The following is a 22,876-nucleotide window of genomic DNA, read 5'->3' as shown; positions in this document are numbered from 1 at the left end:
GACGGTCACGCTCCGCGGCGTGGGCGCCCGGTACCAGTGGAGTCCTCCAAAACGGTACAAACCTGGAGGTATCCATGCGTGTACGCTCCGCCCTCGCCGCGGTTCTGGGCGCCGCCGCCCTGCTGGTCACCGCGGTCGGCCCGGCCGGCGCCGCCCCCGGCGAGTTCGTCACCGTCGACTCCACGGGCCGGCTCGCCGCGGACGGGACCCTCACGCTGACCGGCACCTACCGCTGCACCGGCGCCACCGGCCCGGTCTTCACCACGTCCTCGGTCAGCCAGCGCGACCCCCGGGTCAGCCACGGCATCGGCGGCGGCCTCGCCCGCTGCGACGGCCTCACCCACAGCTGGACCAACTCCGGCAGGGTCACGAGCGAGAACCTCGTGCCCGGCCGGGCCCACGTCAGGGCCACGCTGATGGAACTGCGCGCCCACGGCCTGATCCCCCTGCCGGTCTTCCACGCGACCGCCGAACGGGACGTCACCCTGCTCCAGGGGTGACGGCGCCCTGACCGGACGCGCCGCCGGCGGCGGGGCCCGCCGCCCGTGGCGCGCGGTGTCCGCGCCGGCCGGCGCCGCCGGGGTGCGTGCCCCGGGGCGTGGCGGCCGGCGCGGACACGGCCGGAGCGGGCGGCTCCGGCGTATCGGTGCGCGGGGCGGCTAGGGTCTTTCGTTTTGATCAGGCCGGATCAGGGAGCGGGGTCTGGTGCGTGCAGATGCAAGGCGGAGGAGGGAGTCAACGCGGAGCGTTGGCGACCGACGACAACGCCGCAGATGTGCGTGCCAGACCCCGCGAGCCCGGCATGATCCAGACGAGAGGCCCTAGCTGTGCTGTTCGGACAGGTTGGTGACGCGGCTGGCTGGTGGGTAACCGCTGATGCCGGTGTGGGGTCGGTGGTAGTTGTACCAGTCCAGCCAGTCGGGAAACGCGGCCTGCCGTTCGGCGTCTGAGGTGTAGGGCCGGATGTAGGCCCACTCGTCGAGCAGGGTGCGATGGAAGCGTTCGACCTTGCCGTTGGTCTGCGGTCGCCAGGGCCTGGTCCAGCGGGGCCTGATGCCCAGCTCGCGGCAGGTGTCGCGCCAGGTGTTCTTCGTGTAGGCCCAGGCGTTGTCCGTCAGGACGCGTTCGACGGTGACGCCCCGCTGGGCGAACCAGGCCGTTGCCCGGGTGAGGAAGGCGGCGCAGGTCGCGGCCTTTTCGTCGGGCAGGTCTTCGGTGTAGGCCAGGCGGGTGTGGTCGTCCAGGGCGGTGTGCAGGTAGGCGTATCCGGTGCCGCTGCGGCGGTCCTGGTTGGCCCGGCCGGCCGCGCGGCCGAGGAATTTGTGGCCGCCGCCGTCGGGGATGCGGCCGAGTTTCTTGACGTCGATGTGGACCAGTTCGCCGGGCCGGGCCCGTTCGTAGCGGCGCACGGGCTCGCCGGTGGACCGGTCGCAGGAGGCCAGAGCCGGCAGGCCGTGCCGGACCAGGATGCGGTGGGCGGTAGAGGTGGCGATACCGGTTCGGGCCGCGAGTCGCAGCGGGCCGATGCGGTGTTCGCGCCGCAGCCGCACGACCTGTGCCTCGATGGCGGCCGGGGTCCGGTGGGGTTGACGGTGCGGGCGGCTGGAGCGGTCGTGCATGCCTTCGGCGCCCAGCTGCCGGTAGCGGCCTGCCCAGCGGGCGGCGGTGGTGTGGCTGACCTGGAAGCGTTCCGCGGCCCTGCGCAGCGGCCAGCCGTCGTCCACGACACACCGGGCCAGCCGCAGCCTGCCGGTCGGGGTCAGCGGGGCATTACGGTGGGACACGAGGGCCTCCTGGACGTCGGTGCAGACTTCGCAATCCACACCGAACCCAGAAGGCCCTCACCTGTTCAAGCACCCCGCCCGCGTGTCACCAACGTCCCGGGACAACACACCTAGGCGCGCTGCCAGCTGTGCGGTGCGTGGAAGGGGTGCGGGCGCCAGGAGGTGGTGCCGGGGGAGGTCGACTCCGTGCCCGGGGCCGGGTGGGCGGCGCGGGTGAGGAGGAGGACGGTGAGGGCGGCCAGTTCCTCGTCCGTGGCCTGACCCCGTTCGACGCGGATCGGGGGAGTGGGGGATGCGGGCATCGGGGACCTCCGTCACTGAGGGGGGTTGCCGTGTTTGCGGGCGGGGCGCTCCGCGTGTTTCGTGCGGAGCATCGCCAGCGACTTCACCAGGACCTCGCGGGTCTCGGCGGGGTCGATGACGTCGTCGACCAGGCCGCGCTCGGCGGCGTAGTACGGGTGCATCAGCTCGGACTTGTACTCCTTGACCAGGCGGGCGCGCGTGGCCTCGGGGTCCTGCGCCTCGGCGATCTGGCGGCGGAAGATGACGTTGGCCGCGCCCTCCGCGCCCATCACCGCGATCTCGTTCGTGGGCCAGGCGTAGGTGAGGTCGGCGCCGATCGACTGGGAGTCCATGACGATGTAGGCGCCTCCGTACGCCTTGCGCAGGATCAGGGAGATGCGCGGCACGGTGGCGTTGCAGTAGGCGTAGAGCAGCTTCGCGCCGTGCCGGATGATTCCGCCGTGCTCCTGGTCGACGCCGGGCAGGAACCCGGGCACGTCCAGCAGGGTGACCAGCGGGATGCTGAAGGCGTCGCACATCTGCACGAACCGCGCGGCCTTCTCCGAGGCCTCGATGTCCAGGACCCCGGCCAGGGCCTGCGGCTGGTTGGCGATGATGCCGACCACCTGGCCGTCGAGGCGGGCCAGCGCGCAGATGATGTTGCGGGCCCAGCGCTGGTGCACCTCCAGGTACTCGCCGTCGTCGACGATCTCCTCGATCACCTTGGCCATGTCGTACGGCTGGTTGCCGTCCACCGGCACCAGGTCGGCCAGCGACGCGCAGCGCCGGTCCGCCGGGTCGGTGCACTCCACCCGCGGCGGGGTCTCGCGGTTGTTCCCCGGGAGGAGGGAGAGCAGGTAGCGCACCTCCTCCAGGCAGGTCTCCTCGTCGTCGTACGCGAAGTGGCAGACGCCGCTGGTCTCCGCGTGGACGTCCGCGCCGCCGAGGCCGTTCTGGGTGATCTCCTCGCCGGTCACGGCCTTGACCACGTCCGGACCGGTGATGAACATCTGGGACGTCTCGCGGACCATGAAGACGAAGTCCGTCAGGGCGGGGCTGTACGCCGCGCCGCCCGCGCACGGGCCGAGCATCACGCTGATCTGCGGGATCACCCCGGACGCGGCCGTGTTGCGGCGGAAGATGCCGCCGTAGCCCGCCAGCGCGGTCACGCCCTCCTGGATGCGGGCGCCGGCGCCGTCGTTGAGGGAGACCAGCGGCGCGCCGGCCGCGATGGCCATGTCCATGATTTTGTGGATCTTGGTGGCGTGGGCCTCGCCCAGCGCGCCGCCGAAGATCCTGAAGTCGTGCGCGTAGACGAAGACCGTACGGCCCTCGACCGTGCCCCACCCGGTGATGACACCGTCGGTGTACGGCTTCTTCGCCTCCAGGCCGAAACCGGTCGCCCGGTGCCGGCGCAGCTGCTCGACCTCCTGGAAGGAACCCGGGTCCAGGAGCAGCTCGATCCGCTCCCGTGCCGTCAGCTTGCCCTTGGCGTGCTGGGCAGCGGTCGCCTTCTCACTGGGGCCGGCGAGCACGCGTGCGCGTATGTCGGCCAGTTCCGCGACATGGGAGTTCATCTCTGCCTGCCTCTGCGTGCGGTGACATGACTTCGGACGCTGCCCGCGCGGGCCGCCGGTCGATCCGAGCGTGACAACCCGGGCTGACCGGGCGCTGACGGACCGCTTGCGGTCCCCCGGCCCACGTGGTCACACCGGCTGGAGCGCCGGGATGCGCGGGTCGCCGGTGAGGACCGGGTCGTGGGAGAGGATGGCCATCTCGATCCTGCGCAGCGCGGGGGAGGGCTGGATGCCCAGTTCCTCGTCCAGCCGGCCGCGCATCCGGCGGAAGACGTCCAGGGCGTCGGCCTGCCGCCCCGAGCAGTACAGGGCGATCATCAGCTGCTCGCAGAACCGTTCCCGCAGTGGGTGGTTGGTGTGGGCCTCGGCCAGTTCCGCGAGCACGGAGGCGTGCCGCCCGAGCCGCAGTTCGGCGTCGAAGAGCAGCTCCATCGCCCGCATCCGGTGCTCCTCGTAGCGGGCCCCGGCCAGCTGGCACAGGGTGCCGCCGGGGGAGCCGCCGAAGACCGGCCCCCGCCACAGCGCGAGGGCCTCGCCCAGCATCCGGGCGGTGCGCCCGGGATCGTGCGCCGCCGCCGACTCCGCCTGCCGCACGGTCCGCACGAACTCGGCCGCGTCCAGTTCGCCCTCGCCGACGCTGAGCCGGTAGCCCGCCGGATGGATGGTCACCCGGGAGGCCGGCCGGTCCGGCTCCAGCGCCCGCAGCCTGCGCCGCAGCCGGCTGATGTGCGCCTGGAGGGCGTTGGCCTGGCGGTCCGGCAACGCCTCGCCCCACATCTCCTCGGCGAGGCTCTCCCCGGACACCGGCCGGCCCTCGCTGACCAGCAGGGTCTGCACCAGCGTGCGCTGGAGATCACCGCAGACGTCCGCCTCACCGGCGTCGGTGCGTATCTCCAGTGCTCCGAGTATGGAGAACCTCAGCATTCTTTCCCCCTAGATGACAATTCCTCGCCGACGGTGATTCCGGATTGGTGCTGCCGTGAAAGAAAGAGCGACCGAACGCGCCGTGCCCCGGCGGACCTCGACTGCTCGCGCGGCCCGCCGGGGCATCTGCTCCGCCGGGACGGGGGGCGGCCGGCGGTTCCTGGGTGCTGCCGGTGCTCGTTCGGAAAAGCACCGGCCGGGAATTGCCGAACCCGCGGGCCGGAGCCTCGAAATCCCGTCCGGTCGGCACGGGATGGCGTCCGGCCGAGGTTCCGGCCGTGGCGGAGAGGGCAGGATTTGAACCTGCGTGGGCCGGTCAGGCCCGACCAGAGCTGTGCACTCGGTCCCCGATAAGCCACTCCGGGCACCTCTCCCCGTGTCCGGCCCCGGATTCCGGCGCCGTTCACGTCAACCACATTGGCAGTGACGGCTGACCTAAAGCTGACACGCTTCTGACACAGGTAAATGAATGCCCAACTGCTCTTTTCCAGGGCAACGTTACGGTGCTGTACTCCCTTCGACGGAAAACGCTCCCGAAAGGGGTACGGGAATGACCGCGACCACCACCGAGACCGGCACCGACAGCCGGATTCTCGACGCGATACGAACCCACACCACGAGCGAGAACCCGAGTTCCTTCCTGGCGCTCAACAGCGGAAACAGCGTCTTCACCGTGCCGGGTGCGGACGGTGTCGTCGTCTACCGCCGCACCGGCCGCTGGGCGGTCCAGTTCGGCGGTCCGTTCGCCGCGGAGGGGGACTACGACACCCTGCTGGACGCCTTCCGGAGTCACGTCCGGGACGAGGGCCTGAGCCTGGTCGGCGTGCAGCTCCAGCGCACCGACGCCGAGCGGTACGCCGAACGCGGCTGCGTCGTCAACCAGGTCGGCGCCTCCTGGGCGGTCAGCCTGGAGGAATTCACCCTGCGCGGCACCAAGTTCATGCAGCTGCGCAACAAGATCTCCCGCGCGCTGCGCAACGGCCTGCAGATCCAGGAGGTCGACGCGGCCGACGTCGCCGACGCCATCGCCGTCATCGACAAGGCGTGGCTCGGCTCCAAGGGCGGCGCCCAGCAACTGGAGTTCCTGGTCGGCCAGATCGGCGGGCCGGCCCAGGCGCACCGCCGGCTGTTCGCCGGCACCATCGACGGCGAGCCGGTGGCCTACATCTCCTACTCGCCGGTCTACGGCAGCCGGGCCGGCTGGATGCACGACCTCAGCCGGCGCATCCCGGAGGGCTCCCCGGGCCTGATGGAGGCCATCAACGCGCACGCCATCGAGGTCTTCCGGGCCGAGGGCGTCGAGTGGCTGCACTTCGGCTTCACCCCGTTCACCGGGCTCGACGCCGCCCATGAACTCGACGGCCACAGCCCGGCCTTCGAGTGGCTGATGCACGCGCTGTGGGCCGAGGGCGCCGCGCTGTACCCCGCGCAGACGCAGCTGTCGTACAAGCAGAAGTGGGCCCCCGACCTGCTCATCCCCGAGTACGTCGCCTTCGACGGCCCCCAGGCCTCGCTGCCCGGTTTCGCGCACATCTTCCGCGCCTGCAAGGCCTTCTGAACCCACCCTCACAGACAGGAGACGAAGCGATGAGCCAGTCCACCGAGGAACTCTCGCACGCCGTGGTCGGACAGCTGATGGCCGTCATCGGCGCGCCCGACGACGAGCAGGTCGCCGAGGCCGCCGACGCGTCCGTGCGCGCACTCGACGAGCGGCTGCGCGCCGAGGCGGCCGCCTGAGTGGCCGCCGGGGTGCCGGCGACCGGGCCGAGGTGGCCCGATCAGACCGGTATCAGTGCCACATCAGTGCCGCACGGAACGCTGGACGCACGTTCGCCCGGCGGTCCGGGCCCGGGAGCACCGCACTGTGCTCCCGTCGCCCGGGTCCGCCGGGCGGGCCACAGCCCGCGGCGGTGACCCCACGCGGGAGCTGAAGTCCGACTCGCGGCGCCCGCAGGTCCGCAGGTCCGCGGGGCAGCGGCGCCGCCGCCCGTATCGGGCACTTTCTCCCAAGGAGAGCAACGCATGCAGCGTCCGCACGTACAAGAAGCCGTGGCCGCGGCCGCACCGGGCGGCGAACGCACCGGTGCCTCGGCCACGTTCGCCGAACTGCTGAAACGGGTCAAGGCCGAGGGCCTCCTCGACCTCGACCCGCGCTACTACGTGGGCAAGCTCGCCCTCAACACCGCCCTGCTGCTGGTCGGCTTCATCGCCTTCTTCGAGCTGGGCAACTCCTGGTGGCAGCTGCTCACCGCCCTGTGGATGGGGCTGTGCGGCGGCCAGTCGGCGTTCATGTGGCACGACGCCGGCCACAAGGCCATGTTCCGCAGCAAGAAGGCCGCCTCCGCGGTCGGTTACATCCACGCCAACCTGGTCAACGGGGTCAGCTACGGCTGGTGGGTCAACCACCACAACCGGCACCACAGCAACCCCAACCACCTGGACATGGACCCGGACATCGGCCGGCGCACCGTCATCTTCGACATCAAGCAGTACCCGACCCGCAAGGGCACCCAGAAGCTCGTCGTGCGCTACCAGAGCGTGCTGTTCTTCGTGCTGCTGGTGCTCGAGGGCTTCAAGATGCTGAAGACCGCGGTCAAGTCCATCGCCGGCGGCAAGACCAAGCGGCCCGTGCTGGAGACCTTCCTCATCCTGCTGCGCGCCGCCGTCTACCTCACCTGCGTCTTCACCGTCCTGTCCCCGGCCCTCGCGGTCGCCTTCATCATCGTCCAGCACGCCACCCTGGGCGTGTACTTCGGCATGATCTTCGCTCCGAACCACAAGGGCATGCAGATCCGCGACGGCGAGGAGGAGACCCTGGACTGGCTGGAGCGTCAGGTCCTCACCTCCCGCAACATCCGGCCCAGCCTGCTGATCGACTTCCTCTACGGCGGGCTCAACTACCAGGTGGAGCACCACCTGTTCCCGGCCATGCCGCAGAAGAGCCTGCCCCGCGCCCGCGAACTGACCATGCAGTACTGCGCGGAACGCGGTGTGCCGTACCACGAGGTCGGGTTCTGGGCCTCGTACCGCGAGGTCGCCTCCTACCTCCACGAGGTCAGCGTCCCGGTGCGGCGCGGTGACGTCGAGGAGCAGATCCGGCGCCAGGCCATGGAAGCGGCCTGACCGCCCTTCCCCCGTTGTCCGTCTCCCACCCACCCCCACACCCGGCCCCCGGGCCGCACGCCCGGGCCCGCCGTTGGCCCGGGCGGTTCCCTCCCCAGAAGCACAGCGACAGCTTGCGACAACAGCTTCCTAGGAGCCCGCCCCATGTCCCAGACCACCGCCGCGGCCGGCGGTCTCACCGCTCCCGCCCCGATCGGCGCCCGCCTGGACCGCATGCCGATCACTCCCCTGCACCGCAGACTCACCGCGGTCATCGGCGTCGGCCTGTTCTTCGACACCTTCGAGAACAACCTGTCCGGCACCATCGGCAAGGTGCTCCAGACCGACTTCGGCTTCGGCACGACCTCGCTCAAACTCGTCCTGGCCTCCGCGTTCGTGGGCCAGTTCATCGGTTCCCTGACGCTCGGCCGGATCGCCGACCGATTCGGCCGGCGCCGGGCCTTCCTGGTCAACCTGGCCATCTACTCGGCCTGTTCACTGCTCGGCGCCTTCTCCCCGAACGCCGCCTGGCTGATCGTCACCCGGTTCCTCGCCGGACTCGGCATCGGCGCCGAGCAGGCCCTGTCCGACTGCTACCTGGCCGACGTGCTGCCCGCGAACAAGCGCGGCCGGTTCATCGCCTGGGCCTACACCCTCGCCTTCTGCGGGGTGCCCGCGGTCGGCTTCGCCGCGCTGTGGCTGGTGCCGCTGTCCCCGCTCGGGGTGGCCGGCTGGCGCTGGCTGTTCGTGCTCGGCGCGCTCGGCTCGGCCGCCGTCTGGGTGCTGCGCCGCCAGCTGATCGAGTCCCCGCGCTGGCTCGCCGCCGCCGGCCGCACCGAGGAGGCCGACCGTCTGGTGGCCCGCCTGGAGGCCGAGGCGGCCGGGCGCGGGCTGCCCCTGGCGCCACCCGCCCCACAGGCCGAGACCCCCGTCGCGCACACCCGGCTGCGCGACGTCTTCAAACCCGGGCTGCTGCGCCGCACCCTCGTGCTGTGGGTGTTCTGCATCCTGTCCGTGGTCGGCTACTACGGCTTCGGCACCCTCGCCCCGCAGATCGTCGCCGCCAAGGGCTACGGCGTCGTCGCGGGCCTCGGCTTCACCGCGCTGTCCTTCCTCGGCTACCCGGTCGGCTCCGCCCTCGCCCTGCCGGTCGTGGACCGCATGGAGCGCCGCACCCTGGTGGCCTTGTCCGCCGCCGCGATGGTGGCCGCGGGCCTCGGCTTCGCCTACGCGGGCTCCGCGGAACTCATCGTGCTCAGCGGGTTCGCGTACACGCTGTTCAGCAACGTGTTCTCCAGCGTCTCCCACGTCTACCTCGCCGAGCAGTACCCGACCCGTATCCGGGCCACGGCCGCGGGCGCCGCCTACTCGCTGTCCAAACTCAGCGCCGGAGCGCTGCCGTTCGTGCTGCTGCCGGTCCTCGACACCCACGGACCGGGCGCCCTGTTCGCCGTCATCGCCGCCGCCATGGCCGTCCTCGCCGTCACCGTGCTGGCCCTCGGCGAGCGCACCACCGGTGTGTCCCTGAAGTGAACAATCCTTTGGAAAACAGGAGTTGAGCATGGCCTACGTCATAGGACTGCCCTGCGTCGACATCAAGGACCGCTCCTGCGTCGACGAATGCCCCGTGGACTGCATCTACGAGGGCCGCCGCGCCCTGTACATCCACCCGGAGGAATGCGTGGACTGCGGCGCCTGCGAACCGGTCTGCCCGGTCGACGCCATCTACTTCCAGGACGACCTGCCCGAGGAGTGGGGCGACGACCACGCCGCCTCCAACGCCGACTTCTTCGCCGCCCTCGGCTCGCCCGGCGGCGGCAGCGCCATCGGGCCCCAGGACCACGACTCCCCACTGGTCAGCGGCCTGCCGAAGGGAGTGTCGGCATGAGCGGCATCCTCGCCGGCAAGCGGATCCTGGTGACCGGCGTCGTCACGGACTCCTCCATCGCCTTCCACGCGGCGCGGATCGCGCAGGAGGAGGGCGCCGAGGTGATCCTCACCGGCTTCGGGCGGCTCTCGCTCATCGAGCGGTTCGCGCAGAAGCTGCCCAAGCCCGCCCCCGTGCTCGAACTGGACGTCACCGACCAGGACCACCTGGACACCCTCGCCGAGCGGGTCGGCGTCCACGCCGACGCCCTCGACGGCGTGGTGCACTCCATCGCCTACGGCCCCCAGGGTGCCTTCTCCTTCCTCGACGGCACCTGGGACGACGTGTCGACGGCCGTGCACGTCTCGGCGTACTCCCTCAAGTCCCTGACCACGGCCTGCCTGCCGCTGCTGAAGAAGCGCGGCGGTTCGGTCGTCGGCCTCACCTTCGACGCGGCCGTGGCCTGGCCGCACTACGACTGGATGGGCGTCGCCAAGGCCGCCCTGGAGTCCACCAGCCGCTATCTCGCCCGCGACCTCGGCGGGTTCGGCATCCGCTGCAACCTCGTCGCGGCCGGGCCGCTGCGTTCGATGGCCGCCAAGTCCATCCCCGGCTTCGGCGAGCTGGCCGACGTCTGGACCACCGACCGGGCCCCGGCCGGCTGGGACCTCACCGACCCCGACCCGGCCGCCCGCGGGGTCGTCGCCCTGCTGTCGGACTTCTTCCCGCGCACCACGGGCGAGATCGTCCACGTGGACGGCGGAGTGCACATGACCGGCGCCTGAGCGCACACGGGAAGGGGGCGGAAGCCGGACCGGCTTTCGCCCCCTTCCCGTATGCCTCACTCGGTCGTGCCACCCGGCAGGATCCGCCGGAACCCGGTGTACGGCACCAGCGCCTGCGGCAGCAGCACCGAACCGTCGTCCTGCACGCCCTGCTCCAGCAGCGCGGCCACGGTCCGCCCGATCGGCAGCGCCGAACCGTTGAGCGTCGCGGCCGGCGTCTTGCGGCCGTCGGCCCGCTTGACCCGGATGTCCGCGCGGCGCGCCTGGAAGGTGCCGCAGTCGGAGACCGAGGAGATCTCCCGGAAGGCGTCACCACCCGGCAGCCACACCTCGATGTCGTACGTCATCCGCGCCGAGAAGCCCATGTCGCCCGCGGGCAGCAGCACCGTGCGGTACGACAGTTCGAGCCTGCGCAGGCACTCCTCCGCGTGCCCGACCATCAACTCCAGCTGCTCCTGAGCCTGTTCCGGGGCGCAGACGCGCACCAGCTCCACCTTCTCGAACTGGTGCAGCCGCAGCACCCCCCGGGTGTCGCGGCCGTACGCCCCCGCCTCCGCGCGGAAGCAGGGGGTGCGGGCGGTGAACGCGTACGGCAGGGCCCGCGCGTCCAGCAGCTCGCCGGCCACCAGATTGGTCAGCGGCACCTCGGCGGTCGGGATCAGGAACAGCTCCCGCTCGCCCACCTGGGTGCGGAACAGGTCCTCCTCGAACTTGGGCAGCTGGCCGGTGCCGGTCATGGTGTCCCGGCCGACCAGGAACGGCACCGACTGCTCGGTGTAGCCGTGCTCCCGGGTGTGCAGATCGAGGAAGAAGTCGGCGAGGGCGCGCTCCAGGCGGGCCCCGGCGCCGTGCGCCACGCTGAACCGGGCGCCGGACAGCTTCGCCGCGGCGGGCGCGTCCAGGATGCCGAGGGCCTCGCCGATCTCCGCGTGGTGCCGGGCCCCGGCGGCCGGACGCGGCGCGGGGCCGCCCCGCCGCACCTCCACGGCCTCCTTCTCCGAGTCGCCGTCCGGGACGCCGTCCAGCGGCAGGTTGGGTATTCCGAGCAGCAGCTCGGTCAGCTCGCCCGCGGCCGTCCGGGCGACGGCCTCCGCCCGCTGCACCTCGGCCCGCAGCGTTCGGGCCGCCTCCTTCTCGGCCTCGCTGGGCGGGCCCGAACGGCGGGCCTTCGCCGTCCGGTTCAGCTCCGTGCGCAGCCGGGTCACCTCCGCGTTGGCGGCCGAACGGGCGCCGACCGCGCCGGAGACGGCCGCCAGGTCGAGGTCGTAACGGCGGCGGGCCAGGCGCCGGACGGCCTCCTGGCCGGCGTCGATCAGCTCATTGGGATCGTGCATGGCGGTCTCCTGACGGGGCGGGGGAGGGGGTGGTGAGCGTTCCGGCGGCGGTGTGCCGGGTGCCGAGCAGCCGGTAGCGCAGCGGGTGCGCGGTGCGCAGCCGCAGCGCGTACGCCAGGCCGCCGAGCGCCACCAGCGGCAGCAGCCAGGGCAGTGCGGCGATCACCTCGGAGGGGGAGCCGGTGAGCATGTCGAAGTTGCCGACCACCAGCCAGACGGAGGCGGCGAGCCCGGCGAAGCCCAGCAGCGGGGCGAGGGTCTCCCGCCACCAGTGCCCCCGCCCGGCGCGCAGCCGCAGCCCGAGCACCGACAGCGCGGCCAGCGCCTGCAACGAGACGATGCCCAGGGTGCCGAGGCCCAGCATGCTGGTGGTCAGGTCGGCGTACGGGTCCAGGCCCGCGAGCGCGAACCCGGCCAGCACCAGCGCGGTCACCACGCTCTGCGCGACGCTCGCCCGGTGCGGGGAGCGGTGCCGGGTGTGCTCGGCGGCCAGCGGGTGCGGCAGCAGCCCGTCCGCCGCGAGCACCTGGGCGTAGCGGTTGGCGGCGCTGTGCAGGGCCAGCGTCGCCGCGAACAGGCTGGTGCACAGCAGGACCTGGAGCATGGTGCTGCCCGCGGTGCCCAGGAAGTCGTCGCCGAGCCCGAAGAACAGGTCGCCCATCTGCTTGCCCGCGACCTCCCGCACCCGGTCCTGGCCGATCGCGCCCACCGCCAGCCAGCTGGTCAACGCGTAGAAACCGGCGATCAGCGCGGCGGCCGCGTACGTGGCCCGGGGCACGCTGCGGTTCGGGTCGCGGGCCTCCTTGCCGTACAGCGCCGCCGACTCGAAGCCGATGAAGGACACGAACGCGAACATCAGCGAGACGCCGACGCCCGGGCCCATGGCCGTGTGCGGGGAGAACGAGGCGGCGGGCAGCGCGTGCGCCCCGTGCCGGACGAGGATCGCCACGTCCAGCGCCGCCAGCACCCCGATCTCGCCCAGCATCAGCAGGGCCAGCACCCGGGCGCTGAGCGCGATCTCGCGGTAGCCGAGCACCGCGGTCAGCAGCAGTCCGACCGCCGCGCACCACTCCCACGGTACGGACAGGCCGTGGGCGGCCAGCACCAGCCGGGTGAAGTAGCCGAGCGCGCCGGCCAGTCCGATGGTCGCGCAGTTGTAGGACAGCAGGGCCAGATACCCGGCCGCGACCGCGGGCGGCCGCCCGAGCCCGTCGGCCACGGACGCGTAGAAACCGCCGGACCCTCCTGTGCGGCGCGCGCTGACCGCGTACCCGGCCGAGAAGCACAGCAGCGTCACCCCGGCGAACAGGAACGCGGCCGGCACCCCGGCCCCGTCGCCGAAGGCGAACGCGAGCGGGACCGTGCCGACCATGGCGGACAACGGCGCCGCCGCGGCGACGATCAGAAAGAGGATGTGCGCGGTACCGAGCCGCCCCGGGGCGGGCGGCGAGCCACTGGTGGACATGGGGACTCCAGGACATGGGGAGAAAAGGGGACGTACGGACAACAGCCGCCCGCGGAGCAGCTCAGCGGACGGCTGTTGGTGCGCCCCTGGCGGGGGCGCGGCGCGTTACGCCGGTGCGATGGCCAACGCGGTGTTCTGCCCGCCGAAACCCAGCGAATTGCTCAGCGCCAGGTCGACCGGCATCTCGATGAGGGACTGGGCCAACTTGATCTCCATCCGGGGGTCCGGCATCACCAGGTTGGCCGTGGGCGGGATGACTTCGTGCTCCACGCTGAGCACGGCGAACGCGGCCTCCACCGCTCCCGCCGCGCCGAGCAGGTGCCCGGTGACCCCCTTCGTGGACGTCACCACCGGGTCCCCGCGCAGGGTCCGCTGGATCATCCGGGCCTCGGACAGATCGTTGAGCGGGGTCGACGTGCCGTGCGCGTTCACGTGCTGCACGTCGTCCGGATCGGCCCCCGCGTCGGCGAGCGCCGCGCGGACCGCCGCCTCGATGCCGGCGCCGTCGGGATGCGGCGACGTCATGTGGTGGGCGTCGGCCGTCGCGCCGTACCCGATGATCCGCCCGTGGACGTGCGCACCACGGGCACGCGCGTCCGCGACACGCTCCATCACCAGGATTCCGGCGCCCTCGCCGGCCACGAACCCGTCCCGGTCGACATCGAACGGGCGGGACGCGCGGTCCGGTTCGTCGTGCCGCTTCGACAGCGCGCCCATCTGGGCGAACCCGGCCATGACCAGGGGGGTGATCATGGCCTCGCTGCCACCCGCGAGCACGATGTCGCAGCGGCCGAGGGCCAGCAGGTCCCGGGCGGTGCCGATGGCCGTCGCGCCGGACGCGCACGCGGTGGCCACCACCAGATTGGGTCCGGTCGCCCCGAACTCGATGGCCGTCTGACCGGCCAGCATGTTCGGCAGCTGCATCGGCAGCAGCAGCGGCGACACTCGGTCGGCGCCCTGCTCGCGCAGCACGTGGTGCTGTTCCTCGACCGTGCCCGGACCGCCGTCGGCGCAACCGAGGACCACGCCCACCCGCGCGCCGTCCCAGGTCTGCGGGTCGAGGCCCGCGTCGGCCACCGCCTCGTGCGCGGCGACCAGCGCGAACTGCACGAACCTGTCGAGGCGGTGGGCCCGCCGCGCGCTGAGCAGGGCCTCGGGGTCGAAGCCGGGCACCCGGCAGGAGATCCGTACGGGGTTGTCGGCCAGCACCGGATCGAGGGCCGCGGCCGGCCTGCCGTCGCAGACCGCCGCCCAGCTCGGCCCGACCCCGATCCCGCCGGGGGTGACCAGACCGAGCCCGGTGACGGCGATGTCCATCCCGGCCATCAGACCTTCGCGCTCCGCTCCTCCATGAGCCGGACCATGTCGGCCACGGTCTCGGCCTCCAGGAGGTCGTCGTCGCTGACGTCCAGGTCCAGCTCGGACTTCAGCAGCAGCGACAGCTCCACCACGGCCAGCGAATCCAGCTCGATGTCCTCCCGGGTGGCGTCGGGGGTGATGGCCTCGGGCGACACCTTGAGCTTGTTGGACAGGATTTCCTTGAGCTGCTCCAGCATGTCGGTTCCTTTCGAAGGGCTTTGCTGACGATCGGTCAGATTGTTTGCAGCTCCGGCCAGACGACGGTGGCCGCGCCCCAGGACAGCCCGCCGCCGAAGGCGGTGAGCAGCACCCGGTGTCCGGCGGCGAGCCGGCCCTCGGCGGTGGCCTCGGCGAGCAGCAGCGGAATCGACGCGGCCCCGGTGTTGCCGACCCGCTCGATGTTGCTGAGGCGCCGCTCCGCCGGAATGCCCAGCCGGTCCGAGACGGCCTCCAGGATCCGGGCGTTGGCCTGGTGGGCCACGAACCGGTCGACGTCGTCCAGACGCCAGCCGGCCCGTTCGGCGGCCTCGGTGGACGTGCTGGTCATGTGCTCCACCGCGTGCCGGTAGGTGTCCCGGCCGAGCATCTGGAAGTAGTGGTCCTCCGGGGCGGCCGGGCGGCCCGACGAGCGCTGCCGGGAGCCGCCCGCCGGGACCTCGATCAGATGGCTCAGCTCGCCGTCGCTGCCGAGCACCAGCGGCCCGATCGCGCCGGGCTCGTCCGGCGAGCCGGCCCGCAGCACCACCGCGCCCGCGCCGTCCGCGAAGATCACCGCGGTGGTGCGGTCCTCCGGGTTGATGATCGTGGTGAAGGCGTCGGCGGCGATCAGCAGCACGCTGTCGGCGACCTGGGCCGCGATCAGCCCGGCGGCGGACGCGAGGCCGTACAGGAACCCGGAGCAGACGGCCGCCACGTCGAAGGCGGGCACCTGTCCGAGCCCCAGCCGCGCGGCCACCTGCGGAGCGGTCGCCGGGCACGGCTGGTCCGGGGTGGTGGTGGCCAGCACCACCGCCCCCACCTGCTCGTCGCCCGCCGACTTCAGCGCCCTCAGGCCCGCCTCCACCGCGAGGTCGCCGGTGGAGGTGCCGGGTGTGATCACGTACCGTCCGGCGATGCCGGTGCGGCTGCGGATCCAGGCGTCGGAGGTGTCCAGGCGCTGCGACAGGTCGTCGTTGGTGACGAGGTTGGGCGGGACGTACGATCCGATCCCGGTGACGACGGCGGCCCGCCCGGTGCTCATGCGCCCGCCTCCGAGGAGAGGACCTCGACGGGCAGGCCCATGTACTTCATGCGGACCTCGGCCATCTCGTCGGTCCACCGCTCGGCCATGTCGTAGCGCTGCTCGGCGGTGGTGTCGAGGAGCCGGACACCGGGCCACACCTCGTAGTCGCCGATCAGGTCGGCGTGCGCGAACATGCCTTCCTGGAACAGCTCCTCGCGGTGGATGACGAACTCCCGGTCCGGGATCTCGTCCCACAGCTTCACGCCCGAGCGCAGGATCTCCAGCAGCCGCGGGGTGTACTCCGGGTGGTTGATCACGTGGTCGCGCAGGATGGTGCTGGCAACGGTGAGGTGGCGGATCTCGTCGATGGCGGTGCCCCGGGAGATCTCGCCGGTCGCCGGGGACAGCGGGGTCCACTTGCGCTCGCTGAGTTCGGCGGCCGGGGCGAGGACGCCCTCGATGATGATGGCGAACACCGCGACGCCGCCGGGGAAGTCGGCCTTGTCGCGCACGATGTCCAGGGTGAAGTCCACCACCGGGTCCAGGACCCGCTTGCGGTAGTCCCGGGCCATCTCCTCGATGTCCTTCAGCAGGGTGGTCTGCGGGATGCCCAGGTCCACCAGGTGCTGGCGGAAGACGCGGGCGTGCCGGGCCTCGTCCAGCAGCTGGGTGGCGTAGAACTCCATCTCCGGGATGCCGGGTGCGATGGTCACGTAGTGGCCGAGCAGCCGGGTGGCCAGCTCCTCCGCGAGCGCCCGGAAGCCGAACTCCAGCACCAGGGCCTCGCGCAGCGGGCCCGGCGCCTTCAGGAAGGCGGGGGTGACGGCGCTCTCGTGGTGGCCGGTGGCGCCCCGGTCGCGCAGGGTGCCCTGGGCGACGGAGGTGATCCAGTACGCGAGGTCGCACTCCTCGGGGCCGAGGGTGAGCTCCTTCGCGCCGTCCAGCAGACCGGGTGCCTTCTCCCAGTCCGCCTCGGGGGCAACGGGTGCGGTCATGATGCGGCGGTCTCCTTCGCCGGACGCAGGGAACCGGCGTACAGCCCGCCGGTGTAGCTGAACAGCGGCAGGCCCTCGTCCGCGGTGGCCCGGACGACATGGCCGAGCAGCAGCTCGCTGTCGCCCGCGGCGTGCGCGGAGTGGAACCGGCAGACGTAGTGGGCGAGCGCGCCCGCGATCAGCGGGGCCTGGGCGTACCGGTCGGTGGTCCAGGCGAGGCCGGCGAAGGCCGCGCTGCCGTCGGGCCGCGAGCTGTCCGCGAACCGCCGTGCCACGTCGGCCTGTTCGCCGCCGAGCACATTGATCGCGAACCGGCCCTCGCGGGCGGCGAGCCGGGCGAAGGACGAGCCCGCCCGCAGCACCACCCCGACCAGCAGGGGCGAGCGCGACACCAGGGTGACGGTGCTCGCGGTGGTGCCGTGCATCCGTTCCTCGGGGCCCGTGGTCAGCACGGACACCGGGGAGGCCAGGTGGTACAGGGCCCGCCGGCGTTCGGCCGGGTCCTGACGCACCGCCCGGCGCACCGGGGTCGCGGCGGTGGTCATCGCACGGCCTCCGTCTCGCGTACGACGGGACGCGCGGGGACGTGGCCGACCGGCGCCGGGTCCATCTCGTGCCCGACCGGCTTGGGGTGGGGCAGGCCCAGGTCGTCCAGGAGGTTCAGGTAGCCCGCCTGGCGCACCGGCTCGAAGGGCAGCGCGAAGGACTTCATGAAGTTGCCGAACAGGCCGCGGTCACCGAAGAGGTGGAACGGCAGCACCAGCAGCGCCCACTCCGGCTTGACCAGCCAGCACCACAGCGCGGCGACGACGCCCTGCGTGATGAGGCTGTGCATGACGTTGTACAGGACGTAGTACGCCTTGTGGATCGGCCGTCCGCCGCTCTTGCGGAAGGCGATGGCGCCGGGGATGTAGCCGATCAGGTCGATGTAGAGGAACAGTCCGAGCGCCGGCAGCCAGCGGATGTCGCCGAAGTGGTAGACGATCATGCCCGTGGTGACGGCGAGGCCCACCAGGTACTCGGCGCGGTGCAGCGAGTAGGTGCGTGGGGTCTCGAAGGGGTTCGCCTGGTCCATGGTCAGCTCCTTCGGCCGTGTTACGCGCCGACCGTGGCCGGCGTGTTCAGTTCGATGCCGCCCTGGACGCGCACCGACGGGTACAGGCCGGTCAGCGCCCAGGCGACCGTCTCCTTGATGACCCGCTCGGCGATCGGGTCGAGGATGCCCTCCAGGCTCGGGATGCCGAAGTCGAAGTCGGCGTCGAAACGGACGGTGACGTCCGGTCCGTCCTGCCGGACCGACCAGACACCGGTGAAGGAGTCGAAGTCGCCGTCGGACTGCTCGAAGCGGATCTCGCCCGCCTCGGGCAGCACCGTGTCGTCCTCGGTCCAGCGCAGCAGTCCGCTGCGGAAGTGCAGCTCCCAGCTGGAGGAGGCCTTGGGGTCGGGGTAGGAGGCGTGCACGGTGGTGGCGTTCACGTGCGGCGCCAGGTCCGGGTACTTCTCCCAGCGCCGTACGGCGTGCAGGACCTCCTCGGCCTGCTCCGCGGGTATATGGGCTTCGAGTTCGACGTGCCGCACGATCAGTTACCGCCTTCCGGCATTGTGGCCGCGCCCTTGATGAGGTCACGGGTGGCCAGGTCGAAGGAGTTGACGAGGAAGTCGACGTCGGTGTCGCTCAGCACGGCGGGCGGGGTGAACCGCACCACCGAGCTGCCGTTCATGGAGTGGTTGGCGACCACGCCGTGGTTGAACAGCTCGATCAGCAGCTCGCCGGCGAGGCCCGCCTCGACCAGCTCCACGCCGATGAGCAGCCCCTGCCCGCGGACGTCCACCACCAGCTCGGGGATGTTGCGGTGGGCCACCTCGGCGATCCGCGGCAGCAGCCGGGCGCCGAGGTCCATGGCCCGGGTGACCAGGCGCTCCTCCTTGACGGCCCGCACCGCGCCCTGCACCGCGGCCATCAGCACCGGCTGTCCGGAGAAGGTGGCGGTGTGGACGTAGGGGTCCTTGTCGAAGGGGCGGAACGCCTTGCGGGTGGCGACGGCCGCGGACACCGGCATCACACCGCCGCCGAGCGCCTTGCCGGCCAGCAGCACGTCCGGCACGACGCCCTCGACGTCGGCGCCCCACCACTCGCCGAGCCGCCCGAACCCGGACTGCACCTCGTCCAGGATGAGGAAGCCCTCGTACTCGCGGACCAGTTCCTCGACCCGCTTGAGGTAGCCCTTGGGCGGGATGATGACCCCGCCCTCGCCCTGGACCGGCTCCAGGATCACGCAGACCTCGCCGGGGTGGGCCTTCAGCTCGGCCTCCAGCGCGTCGGCGTCGCCGAACGGCAGGTGCTGGAAGTCGGGCACGAGCGGGCGGAACGGCGCCTGGTAGACGTCCTTTGCGGTGGCCGAAAGGGCGCCCAGCGTCTTGCCGTGGTAGCCGCCGCGCATCGAGATGGTGCGCTTGAAGCCGCCCGCGCGGGCCAGCTTCAGGCCGGTCTCCACCGCCTCGGCGCCGGACAGCGCGAAGTGCACCCGGTCGAGACCGGCCGGCAGCACGGAGACCAGCGCCTCGGCGGCGCGGGCCACGGTCGGCTCCAGCAGGATGCGGGTCGCGGTGGGGTGGGTGCGCAGCTGGCGCTCCACCTCCTCCATGACGATCGGGTGGCGCGCGCCCATGATGAACACGCCGTAGCCGCCCGCGTTCAGGAACCGCTCGCCGTCACTGGTGGTGAGCCAGGCGCCCTCGGACGCCACCTCCATGTGACTGCCGAACAGCTCGGCGAGGGTGGCCCGCCCCTTGCTGAGGTGGGCCCGGTACAGGTTGAGGATCTCCGCCTCGTCGTCGACGGCGTTCGCCGCCGGGGAGTCCTGGATGACGGTCACGTGTCTCTCCAAAGATCGGTGTTCAAGGCCGGGACCGGACGCTGCTCAGGCGAGGACCAGCGGACCCCCGTCGAAGTACGTCAGCAGCGGCTCGGACGCGGCGATCCGGGACGGCGGGTGGAAGGCCAGCGCACGCGTCGCCGCGGCGGCCTGCCCGGGTGCGGAGTTCGTGATGAACTCCAGCCCGCCCAGCAGCTCCAGCGCCCGGCCCACGATGTCCGGCAGCGCGTTCTGCACGGCGTACCGGGCGACCAGCACCCGCGCCACCGACTCCTCGTCACCCGGCTCGGGACCGGTGCCGCGGGCCACGCCCTCCAGGAGGGCGAGGGCCGCCTCCATGTCGACGGCGAGCGCGGCCCGCTCCGCCGCCCCGCCGCGCTTGCGCTCCAGCACCTGCTCCACCAGCGCGGCGGCGGCGCCCGCGTACCCGGCGGAGATCAGCATCTCGAACCAGACGAACCCGGCGGACTGGAGGTCGTCCAGGCGGGTGGGGTCGTCCGCGCCGGCCCGCACCACCATCTCGGCGGGCACGAACACGTCCTCCAGGCGGACCTCGTCGCTCTCGGCGCCGGCCAGCAGGTCGTTGCCCCAGAACTCGTGCACGCTCAGGCCCGGCGCGTTCGCCGGGACCAGCGCCAGCGCCAGCTCGGGCTCGCCGCCGTCCTCGCCGTGGATCGCGGTGGACGCGGTCAGCAGGCTCATCGAACGGGACAGGCTGCACGGCTTCTTGGAACCGGACAGCAGGAACCCGCCCTCGACCGGGCGCGCGGTGACGGCCGGCTTGAGGATGTTCTGCGCGGTACGGCCCTCGGACCAGCCGGAGGCCAGCACCTGCTGGTCGGGCACGATCTGGTGCAGCAGCTTGGTCTGCGCGGGCGTGAGCCGGCCCGACTTGACCGCGAGCGAGTACAGCATGGCGGCGGTGAAGTGGTGCATGGAGACGGCCGCGACCAGCGAGGGCGACAGGGCGCCGAGGGCCAGCTGCACGCGCAGCGCCTCCAGCGGGGCCGCGCCGTGGCCGCCGTAGGCCTCGGGTATCAGCAGACCCACTCCGCCGTGGATGCGGAACAGGTCGATCACCGGACTGCCGGCCTTCTCGCGCTCGTCGTAGGGGATTTGCTCCAGTTCCTTGAGCAGTCCGGGGTGGAACCGCTCGCACACGGTCCGGGCGACATCGAGGGAACGCACGGGAAAACCTCCGAGGACTGGGTGGGATCAGGCGCCGAAGACCGCGTCGTACGGGCTCACGTCGCGGGCGATGCTCACGCCCTGGACGTGGGAGGTCTTGAGCATGGGGTAGTTGGCCTCGCCGAACGCGCCGCCGGTGCGGCCGGTGCCGCCGTGGCTCGGCAGATAGGGCAGGAAGCCGATGTGCGAGTCGTTGACCTTCAGCAGACCGCCGTTGACCGTGCGGCGCACGAAGGTCTCGATCACGTGGTCGGAGCGCGACCACAGGGAGTTGCGCAGCCCGTAGTCGTTGCTGTTGACGAACTGGAGGAACGATTCGAGCAGGGCGTCGTCGTTGTCCCGCTCGGCGACCACGATCGGGATCAGCGGGAAGAAGGTCTCCTCGCGGACCACGTCGTACGTCCGCGCCCGGTCCAGGCCGTCCACCCGTACCACCGTCGGCTGGAGGAACACCCCGGTCTCCGAGACCGTGCCGTCCACCTCCGTGCGATTGCCGCCGGTGACCAGCTCGGCACCGTTGTCCAGCGCCTGGCGCAGCAGCCGGAAGAAGCGCTCGCTGCGCCGCACCGGCGACAGCAGCACGTCCTCCTCCTCGGGCAGGCCCGGCTTGATGCCCTTGACCTGCTCCTTCACCTCGGCGATCAGCTGCTCGGCGACGTCGGGGTGCACCAGCACGTAGTTGGGCACCATGCAGATCTGCCCGGAGCCGTAGAACGCCTCCGTGATGGCCTCGGCCGCCCACTTCACGTCGGCGTCCTTCCAGACAACGATGCCGTCGTTGCCGGCCAGTTCGAGGATCGGCTTCTTGCCGTGGGCCACGCAGCTCTGCTCGAAGCGCAGGCCCTCCTGGCTGCCGCCGATGTAGAAGATGTCGTTGATCAGCGGGTCCGCGATCCAGCGGTCCATGGTCTGCTTCGGGTTGGAGCAGACCGCGTTGAGGACGCCCGCCGGGGCGTCGATCTCCTCCAGCAGCGGGGCGACGATGTCCCGCAGCAGCCACATGGTGGACAGCGCGATGCTGCGCGGGGCGCGCACGACCACCGAGTTGCCGGCCATCAGCGCCAGCACGCACAGCGCGGCGCTCGGCAGCGGGGCGTTCTGCGGCGGGTTGAAGGCGACCACGCCGTCCGGCTGGCGGTGCAGGATCAGCCGGCGGCCGTTGTACTCCTTCTCCACCCGCATCTGCTTGGCGTACCAGCGCAGGGAGCCCGGCGCGTAGATCTGGAGCAGGCAGCTCAGCTCCCAGCGGGCGAGCTTGACCGGGTGGGACTCGGCGACGAGCATCCGCAGGAACTCGTCCTCGTGCTTGATCAGTTCCTCGCGGAACCGGGTGCCGAGCCGCATCCGCCGCTCCATCGGCACCGCCGCCCAGTCGGGGGCGGCCGCGGCGGCGGCCTGGGTGGCCAGGTCGATGGCGGCGTCGTCCGCGATCGCACAGCGTCCGACGACGTAGGGGTGCTGGGCCGCCTCGGACTCCGGGTCCTGTTCGAGGGAGCGCTTCAGGCTCACGCTGGTGAACACGTCTTCCAGCAGCGAACGCCCGCTGACGGTGTACACCCAGCCGTCCCCGGCGACGTCCTTGCCCGCGATGTAGAGGTCGTAACTCTTCAATCCGGAAGGTGCCTCAGCACTCTCCTCCTGCGCGGCTTCGCGAAGCATCTTCAGCCTTTCGGATATGGCGTGTGGATTTCTTGAAGCAATGCGAGCCTGACAGCGGAATCTGACCCGGCGCTGACACCCGACTGATCCAGCCAACCGGCCCCGCGGGAGCTGTCAGTGGGGCGTCAGCCGGCGCTGATTGCATGAGGCGCATGTCACCCGTCGACAGCATCAACCAGCGGCTGCGCGAGCTGCCGCGCAGTGAACTGAGCGAGGAAATCGAGACAATCGTCCTGGAGAAATTCAGGGCCGTCCTCCTCATGGACGAGTCCGAGGACCTCCCCCTCGACGTCAGCTACTTCGATCTCGGGCTCACCTCGCTGCGCCTGACCGAGATCCGCCAGAGCCTGGAACAGCTCCTGGACCTGTCGATCAACGTCAGCGTGCTCTTCAACGAGCCGACCATCGCCCATCTCGTGGACCACCTGACCCAGGCCATCCAGGAAGCTTGAGGAGT

The 22,876-nt window shown here is 71.6% G+C and carries 24 protein-coding genes and 1 tRNA gene; 8 read left to right on the top strand and 17 right to left on the bottom strand.

What is annotated here, in order from left to right:
* The first annotated feature begins 74 nt into the window (after positions 1-74).
* Positions 75-500, top strand: a complete 426-nt coding sequence (locus tag HZZ00_RS27465; protein WP_180328955.1) for a DUF6299 family protein — start codon at positions 75-77, stop codon at positions 498-500.
* Positions 501-821: 321 nt separating this feature from the next.
* Here the strand turns inward: HZZ00_RS27465 and HZZ00_RS27460 are convergent, their stop codons facing one another.
* From HZZ00_RS27460 to HZZ00_RS27440, 5 genes are all read right to left on the bottom strand, one after another.
* Positions 822-1,784 carry an IS481 family transposase gene (locus HZZ00_RS27460; protein ID WP_180328954.1) on the bottom strand — a complete coding sequence of 321 codons (963 nt, stop codon included), beginning with the start codon at positions 1,782-1,784 and terminating at the stop codon, positions 822-824.
* Positions 1,785-1,894: 110 nt separating this feature from the next.
* Positions 1,895-2,086 carry an acyl-CoA carboxylase epsilon subunit gene (locus HZZ00_RS27455; RefSeq protein WP_070021964.1) on the bottom strand — a complete coding sequence of 64 codons (192 nt, stop codon included), beginning with the start codon at positions 2,084-2,086 and terminating at the stop codon, positions 1,895-1,897.
* A gap of 12 nt (positions 2,087-2,098) precedes the next feature.
* On the bottom strand, positions 2,099-3,643 hold the full coding sequence (locus HZZ00_RS27450; protein WP_180328953.1) for an acyl-CoA carboxylase subunit beta: 1,545 nt from the start codon (positions 3,641-3,643) through the stop codon (positions 2,099-2,101).
* Between the two features lie 129 nt (positions 3,644-3,772).
* Positions 3,773-4,567, bottom strand: coding sequence for an AfsR/SARP family transcriptional regulator (locus tag HZZ00_RS27445; RefSeq protein ID WP_070025421.1), 795 nt, complete (start codon positions 4,565-4,567; stop codon positions 3,773-3,775).
* Between the two features lie 279 nt (positions 4,568-4,846).
* Positions 4,847-4,941 (bottom strand) — tRNA-OTHER (locus HZZ00_RS27440).
* A gap of 176 nt (positions 4,942-5,117) precedes the next feature.
* Here HZZ00_RS27440 and HZZ00_RS27435 point away from each other — a divergent pair.
* From HZZ00_RS27435 to fabI, 6 genes are all read left to right on the top strand, one after another.
* A complete protein-coding gene (locus HZZ00_RS27435; protein WP_180328952.1) occupies positions 5,118-6,125 on the top strand; it encodes a DUF2156 domain-containing protein in 1,008 nt (335 codons plus the stop codon).
* 29 nt (positions 6,126-6,154) lie between these two features.
* Entirely contained in the window at positions 6,155-6,304 is a 150-nt protein-coding gene (locus HZZ00_RS27430) for a hypothetical protein (RefSeq protein ID WP_167381442.1), read from the top strand.
* Between the two features lie 285 nt (positions 6,305-6,589).
* Positions 6,590-7,690, top strand: coding sequence for an acyl-CoA desaturase (locus tag HZZ00_RS27425; protein WP_180328951.1), 1,101 nt, complete (start codon positions 6,590-6,592; stop codon positions 7,688-7,690).
* Between the two features lie 144 nt (positions 7,691-7,834).
* Complete coding sequence (locus HZZ00_RS27420) at positions 7,835-9,202, top strand: MFS transporter (RefSeq protein ID WP_180328950.1); 1,368 nt, start codon at positions 7,835-7,837, stop codon at positions 9,200-9,202.
* A gap of 28 nt (positions 9,203-9,230) precedes the next feature.
* Positions 9,231-9,557, top strand: coding sequence for a ferredoxin (fdxA, locus tag HZZ00_RS27415; RefSeq protein WP_070025425.1), 327 nt, complete (start codon positions 9,231-9,233; stop codon positions 9,555-9,557).
* Positions 9,554-10,321, top strand: coding sequence for an enoyl-ACP reductase FabI (fabI, locus tag HZZ00_RS27410; RefSeq protein ID WP_070025426.1), 768 nt, complete (start codon positions 9,554-9,556; stop codon positions 10,319-10,321). Before fdxA ends, fabI begins: the two co-directional genes overlap by 4 nt.
* Positions 10,322-10,377: 56 nt before the next feature.
* On the opposite strand, the gene serS is transcribed toward fabI, so the two are convergent.
* The 12 genes from serS to HZZ00_RS27350 form a co-directional block, all read right to left on the bottom strand.
* A complete protein-coding gene (serS, locus tag HZZ00_RS27405) occupies positions 10,378-11,655 on the bottom strand; it encodes a serine--tRNA ligase (RefSeq protein WP_180328949.1) in 1,278 nt (425 codons plus the stop codon).
* Complete coding sequence (locus tag HZZ00_RS27400) at positions 11,639-13,120, bottom strand: APC family permease (protein WP_180328948.1); 1,482 nt, start codon at positions 13,118-13,120, stop codon at positions 11,639-11,641. Before HZZ00_RS27400 ends, serS begins: the two co-directional genes overlap by 17 nt.
* A 105-nt stretch (positions 13,121-13,225) precedes the next feature.
* Positions 13,226-14,446: a beta-ketoacyl synthase gene (locus HZZ00_RS27395; RefSeq protein WP_180328947.1), complete on the bottom strand. Its 1,221-nt coding sequence runs from the start codon at positions 14,444-14,446 to the stop codon at positions 13,226-13,228.
* A complete protein-coding gene (locus HZZ00_RS27390; protein WP_031089523.1) occupies positions 14,446-14,676 on the bottom strand; it encodes a phosphopantetheine-binding protein in 231 nt (76 codons plus the stop codon). The genes HZZ00_RS27395 and HZZ00_RS27390 overlap by 1 nt, the downstream gene beginning before the upstream one ends.
* A gap of 35 nt (positions 14,677-14,711) precedes the next feature.
* Positions 14,712-15,719, bottom strand: a complete 1,008-nt coding sequence (locus HZZ00_RS27385; RefSeq protein WP_180328946.1) for a beta-ketoacyl-ACP synthase III — start codon at positions 15,717-15,719, stop codon at positions 14,712-14,714.
* The gene (locus tag HZZ00_RS27380; RefSeq protein ID WP_180328945.1) at positions 15,716-16,696 is read right to left on the bottom strand and encodes a VlmB-like protein; all 981 of its coding nucleotides are present in this window, start codon (positions 16,694-16,696) and stop codon (positions 15,716-15,718) included. The genes HZZ00_RS27385 and HZZ00_RS27380 overlap by 4 nt, the downstream gene beginning before the upstream one ends.
* On the bottom strand, positions 16,693-17,241 hold the full coding sequence (locus HZZ00_RS27375) for a flavin reductase family protein (protein ID WP_070025432.1): 549 nt from the start codon (positions 17,239-17,241) through the stop codon (positions 16,693-16,695). The genes HZZ00_RS27380 and HZZ00_RS27375 overlap by 4 nt, the downstream gene beginning before the upstream one ends.
* Positions 17,238-17,771, bottom strand: coding sequence for a hypothetical protein (locus HZZ00_RS27370; protein WP_070025433.1), 534 nt, complete (start codon positions 17,769-17,771; stop codon positions 17,238-17,240). Before HZZ00_RS27370 ends, HZZ00_RS27375 begins: the two co-directional genes overlap by 4 nt.
* Positions 17,772-17,791: 20 nt before the next feature.
* Positions 17,792-18,274 carry a type II toxin-antitoxin system RatA family toxin gene (locus HZZ00_RS27365; RefSeq protein WP_180328944.1) on the bottom strand — a complete coding sequence of 161 codons (483 nt, stop codon included), beginning with the start codon at positions 18,272-18,274 and terminating at the stop codon, positions 17,792-17,794.
* A gap of 2 nt (positions 18,275-18,276) precedes the next feature.
* A complete protein-coding gene (locus HZZ00_RS27360) occupies positions 18,277-19,572 on the bottom strand; it encodes an aspartate aminotransferase family protein (RefSeq protein ID WP_070025435.1) in 1,296 nt (431 codons plus the stop codon).
* A gap of 45 nt (positions 19,573-19,617) precedes the next feature.
* Positions 19,618-20,760, bottom strand: coding sequence for an acyl-CoA dehydrogenase family protein (locus HZZ00_RS27355; RefSeq protein ID WP_180328943.1), 1,143 nt, complete (start codon positions 20,758-20,760; stop codon positions 19,618-19,620).
* 27 nt (positions 20,761-20,787) lie between these two features.
* Complete coding sequence (locus HZZ00_RS27350; protein WP_180328942.1) at positions 20,788-22,419, bottom strand: aldehyde dehydrogenase; 1,632 nt, start codon at positions 22,417-22,419, stop codon at positions 20,788-20,790.
* A gap of 152 nt (positions 22,420-22,571) precedes the next feature.
* Here HZZ00_RS27350 and HZZ00_RS27345 point away from each other — a divergent pair, with 152 nt between their 5' ends.
* Positions 22,572-22,871: an acyl carrier protein gene (locus HZZ00_RS27345; RefSeq protein ID WP_180328941.1), complete on the top strand. Its 300-nt coding sequence runs from the start codon at positions 22,572-22,574 to the stop codon at positions 22,869-22,871.
* Positions 22,872-22,876 lie beyond the last annotated feature (5 nt).

The organism is Streptomyces sp. NEAU-sy36, from assembly GCF_013423905.1.
Taxonomy (GTDB): domain Bacteria; phylum Actinomycetota; class Actinomycetes; order Streptomycetales; family Streptomycetaceae; genus Streptomyces; species Streptomyces misionensis.
This window is presented reverse-complemented; position numbering and strand designations above follow the sequence as displayed.

Coding starts and splice junctions, on each gene's coding strand:
- HZZ00_RS27385 (WP_180328946.1), bottom strand. CDS start 15,719: ATGAGCACCGGGCGGGCCGCCGTCGTCACCGGGATCGGATCGTACGTC.
- HZZ00_RS27350 (WP_180328942.1), bottom strand. CDS start 22,419: ATGCTTCGCGAAGCCGCGCAGGAGGAGAGTGCTGAGGCACCTTCCGGA.
- HZZ00_RS27430 (WP_167381442.1), top strand. CDS start 6,155: ATGAGCCAGTCCACCGAGGAACTCTCGCACGCCGTGGTCGGACAGCTG.
- HZZ00_RS27455 (WP_070021964.1), bottom strand. CDS start 2,086: ATGCCCGCATCCCCCACTCCCCCGATCCGCGTCGAACGGGGTCAGGCC.
- HZZ00_RS27380 (WP_180328945.1), bottom strand. CDS start 16,696: ATGACCGCACCCGTTGCCCCCGAGGCGGACTGGGAGAAGGCACCCGGT.
- HZZ00_RS27400 (WP_180328948.1), bottom strand. CDS start 13,120: ATGTCCACCAGTGGCTCGCCGCCCGCCCCGGGGCGGCTCGGTACCGCG.
- HZZ00_RS27375 (WP_070025432.1), bottom strand. CDS start 17,241: ATGACCACCGCCGCGACCCCGGTGCGCCGGGCGGTGCGTCAGGACCCG.
- HZZ00_RS27445 (WP_070025421.1), bottom strand. CDS start 4,567: ATGCTGAGGTTCTCCATACTCGGAGCACTGGAGATACGCACCGACGCC.
- HZZ00_RS27390 (WP_031089523.1), bottom strand. CDS start 14,676: ATGCTGGAGCAGCTCAAGGAAATCCTGTCCAACAAGCTCAAGGTGTCG.
- HZZ00_RS27425 (WP_180328951.1), top strand. CDS start 6,590: ATGCAGCGTCCGCACGTACAAGAAGCCGTGGCCGCGGCCGCACCGGGC.
- fabI (WP_070025426.1), top strand. CDS start 9,554: ATGAGCGGCATCCTCGCCGGCAAGCGGATCCTGGTGACCGGCGTCGTC.
- HZZ00_RS27465 (WP_180328955.1), top strand. CDS start 75: ATGCGTGTACGCTCCGCCCTCGCCGCGGTTCTGGGCGCCGCCGCCCTG.
- serS (WP_180328949.1), bottom strand. CDS start 11,655: ATGCACGATCCCAATGAGCTGATCGACGCCGGCCAGGAGGCCGTCCGG.
- HZZ00_RS27450 (WP_180328953.1), bottom strand. CDS start 3,643: ATGAACTCCCATGTCGCGGAACTGGCCGACATACGCGCACGCGTGCTC.
- HZZ00_RS27345 (WP_180328941.1), top strand. CDS start 22,572: ATGTCACCCGTCGACAGCATCAACCAGCGGCTGCGCGAGCTGCCGCGC.
- HZZ00_RS27435 (WP_180328952.1), top strand. CDS start 5,118: ATGACCGCGACCACCACCGAGACCGGCACCGACAGCCGGATTCTCGAC.
- HZZ00_RS27370 (WP_070025433.1), bottom strand. CDS start 17,771: ATGGACCAGGCGAACCCCTTCGAGACCCCACGCACCTACTCGCTGCAC.
- HZZ00_RS27420 (WP_180328950.1), top strand. CDS start 7,835: ATGTCCCAGACCACCGCCGCGGCCGGCGGTCTCACCGCTCCCGCCCCG.
- fdxA (WP_070025425.1), top strand. CDS start 9,231: ATGGCCTACGTCATAGGACTGCCCTGCGTCGACATCAAGGACCGCTCC.
- HZZ00_RS27395 (WP_180328947.1), bottom strand. CDS start 14,446: ATGGCCGGGATGGACATCGCCGTCACCGGGCTCGGTCTGGTCACCCCC.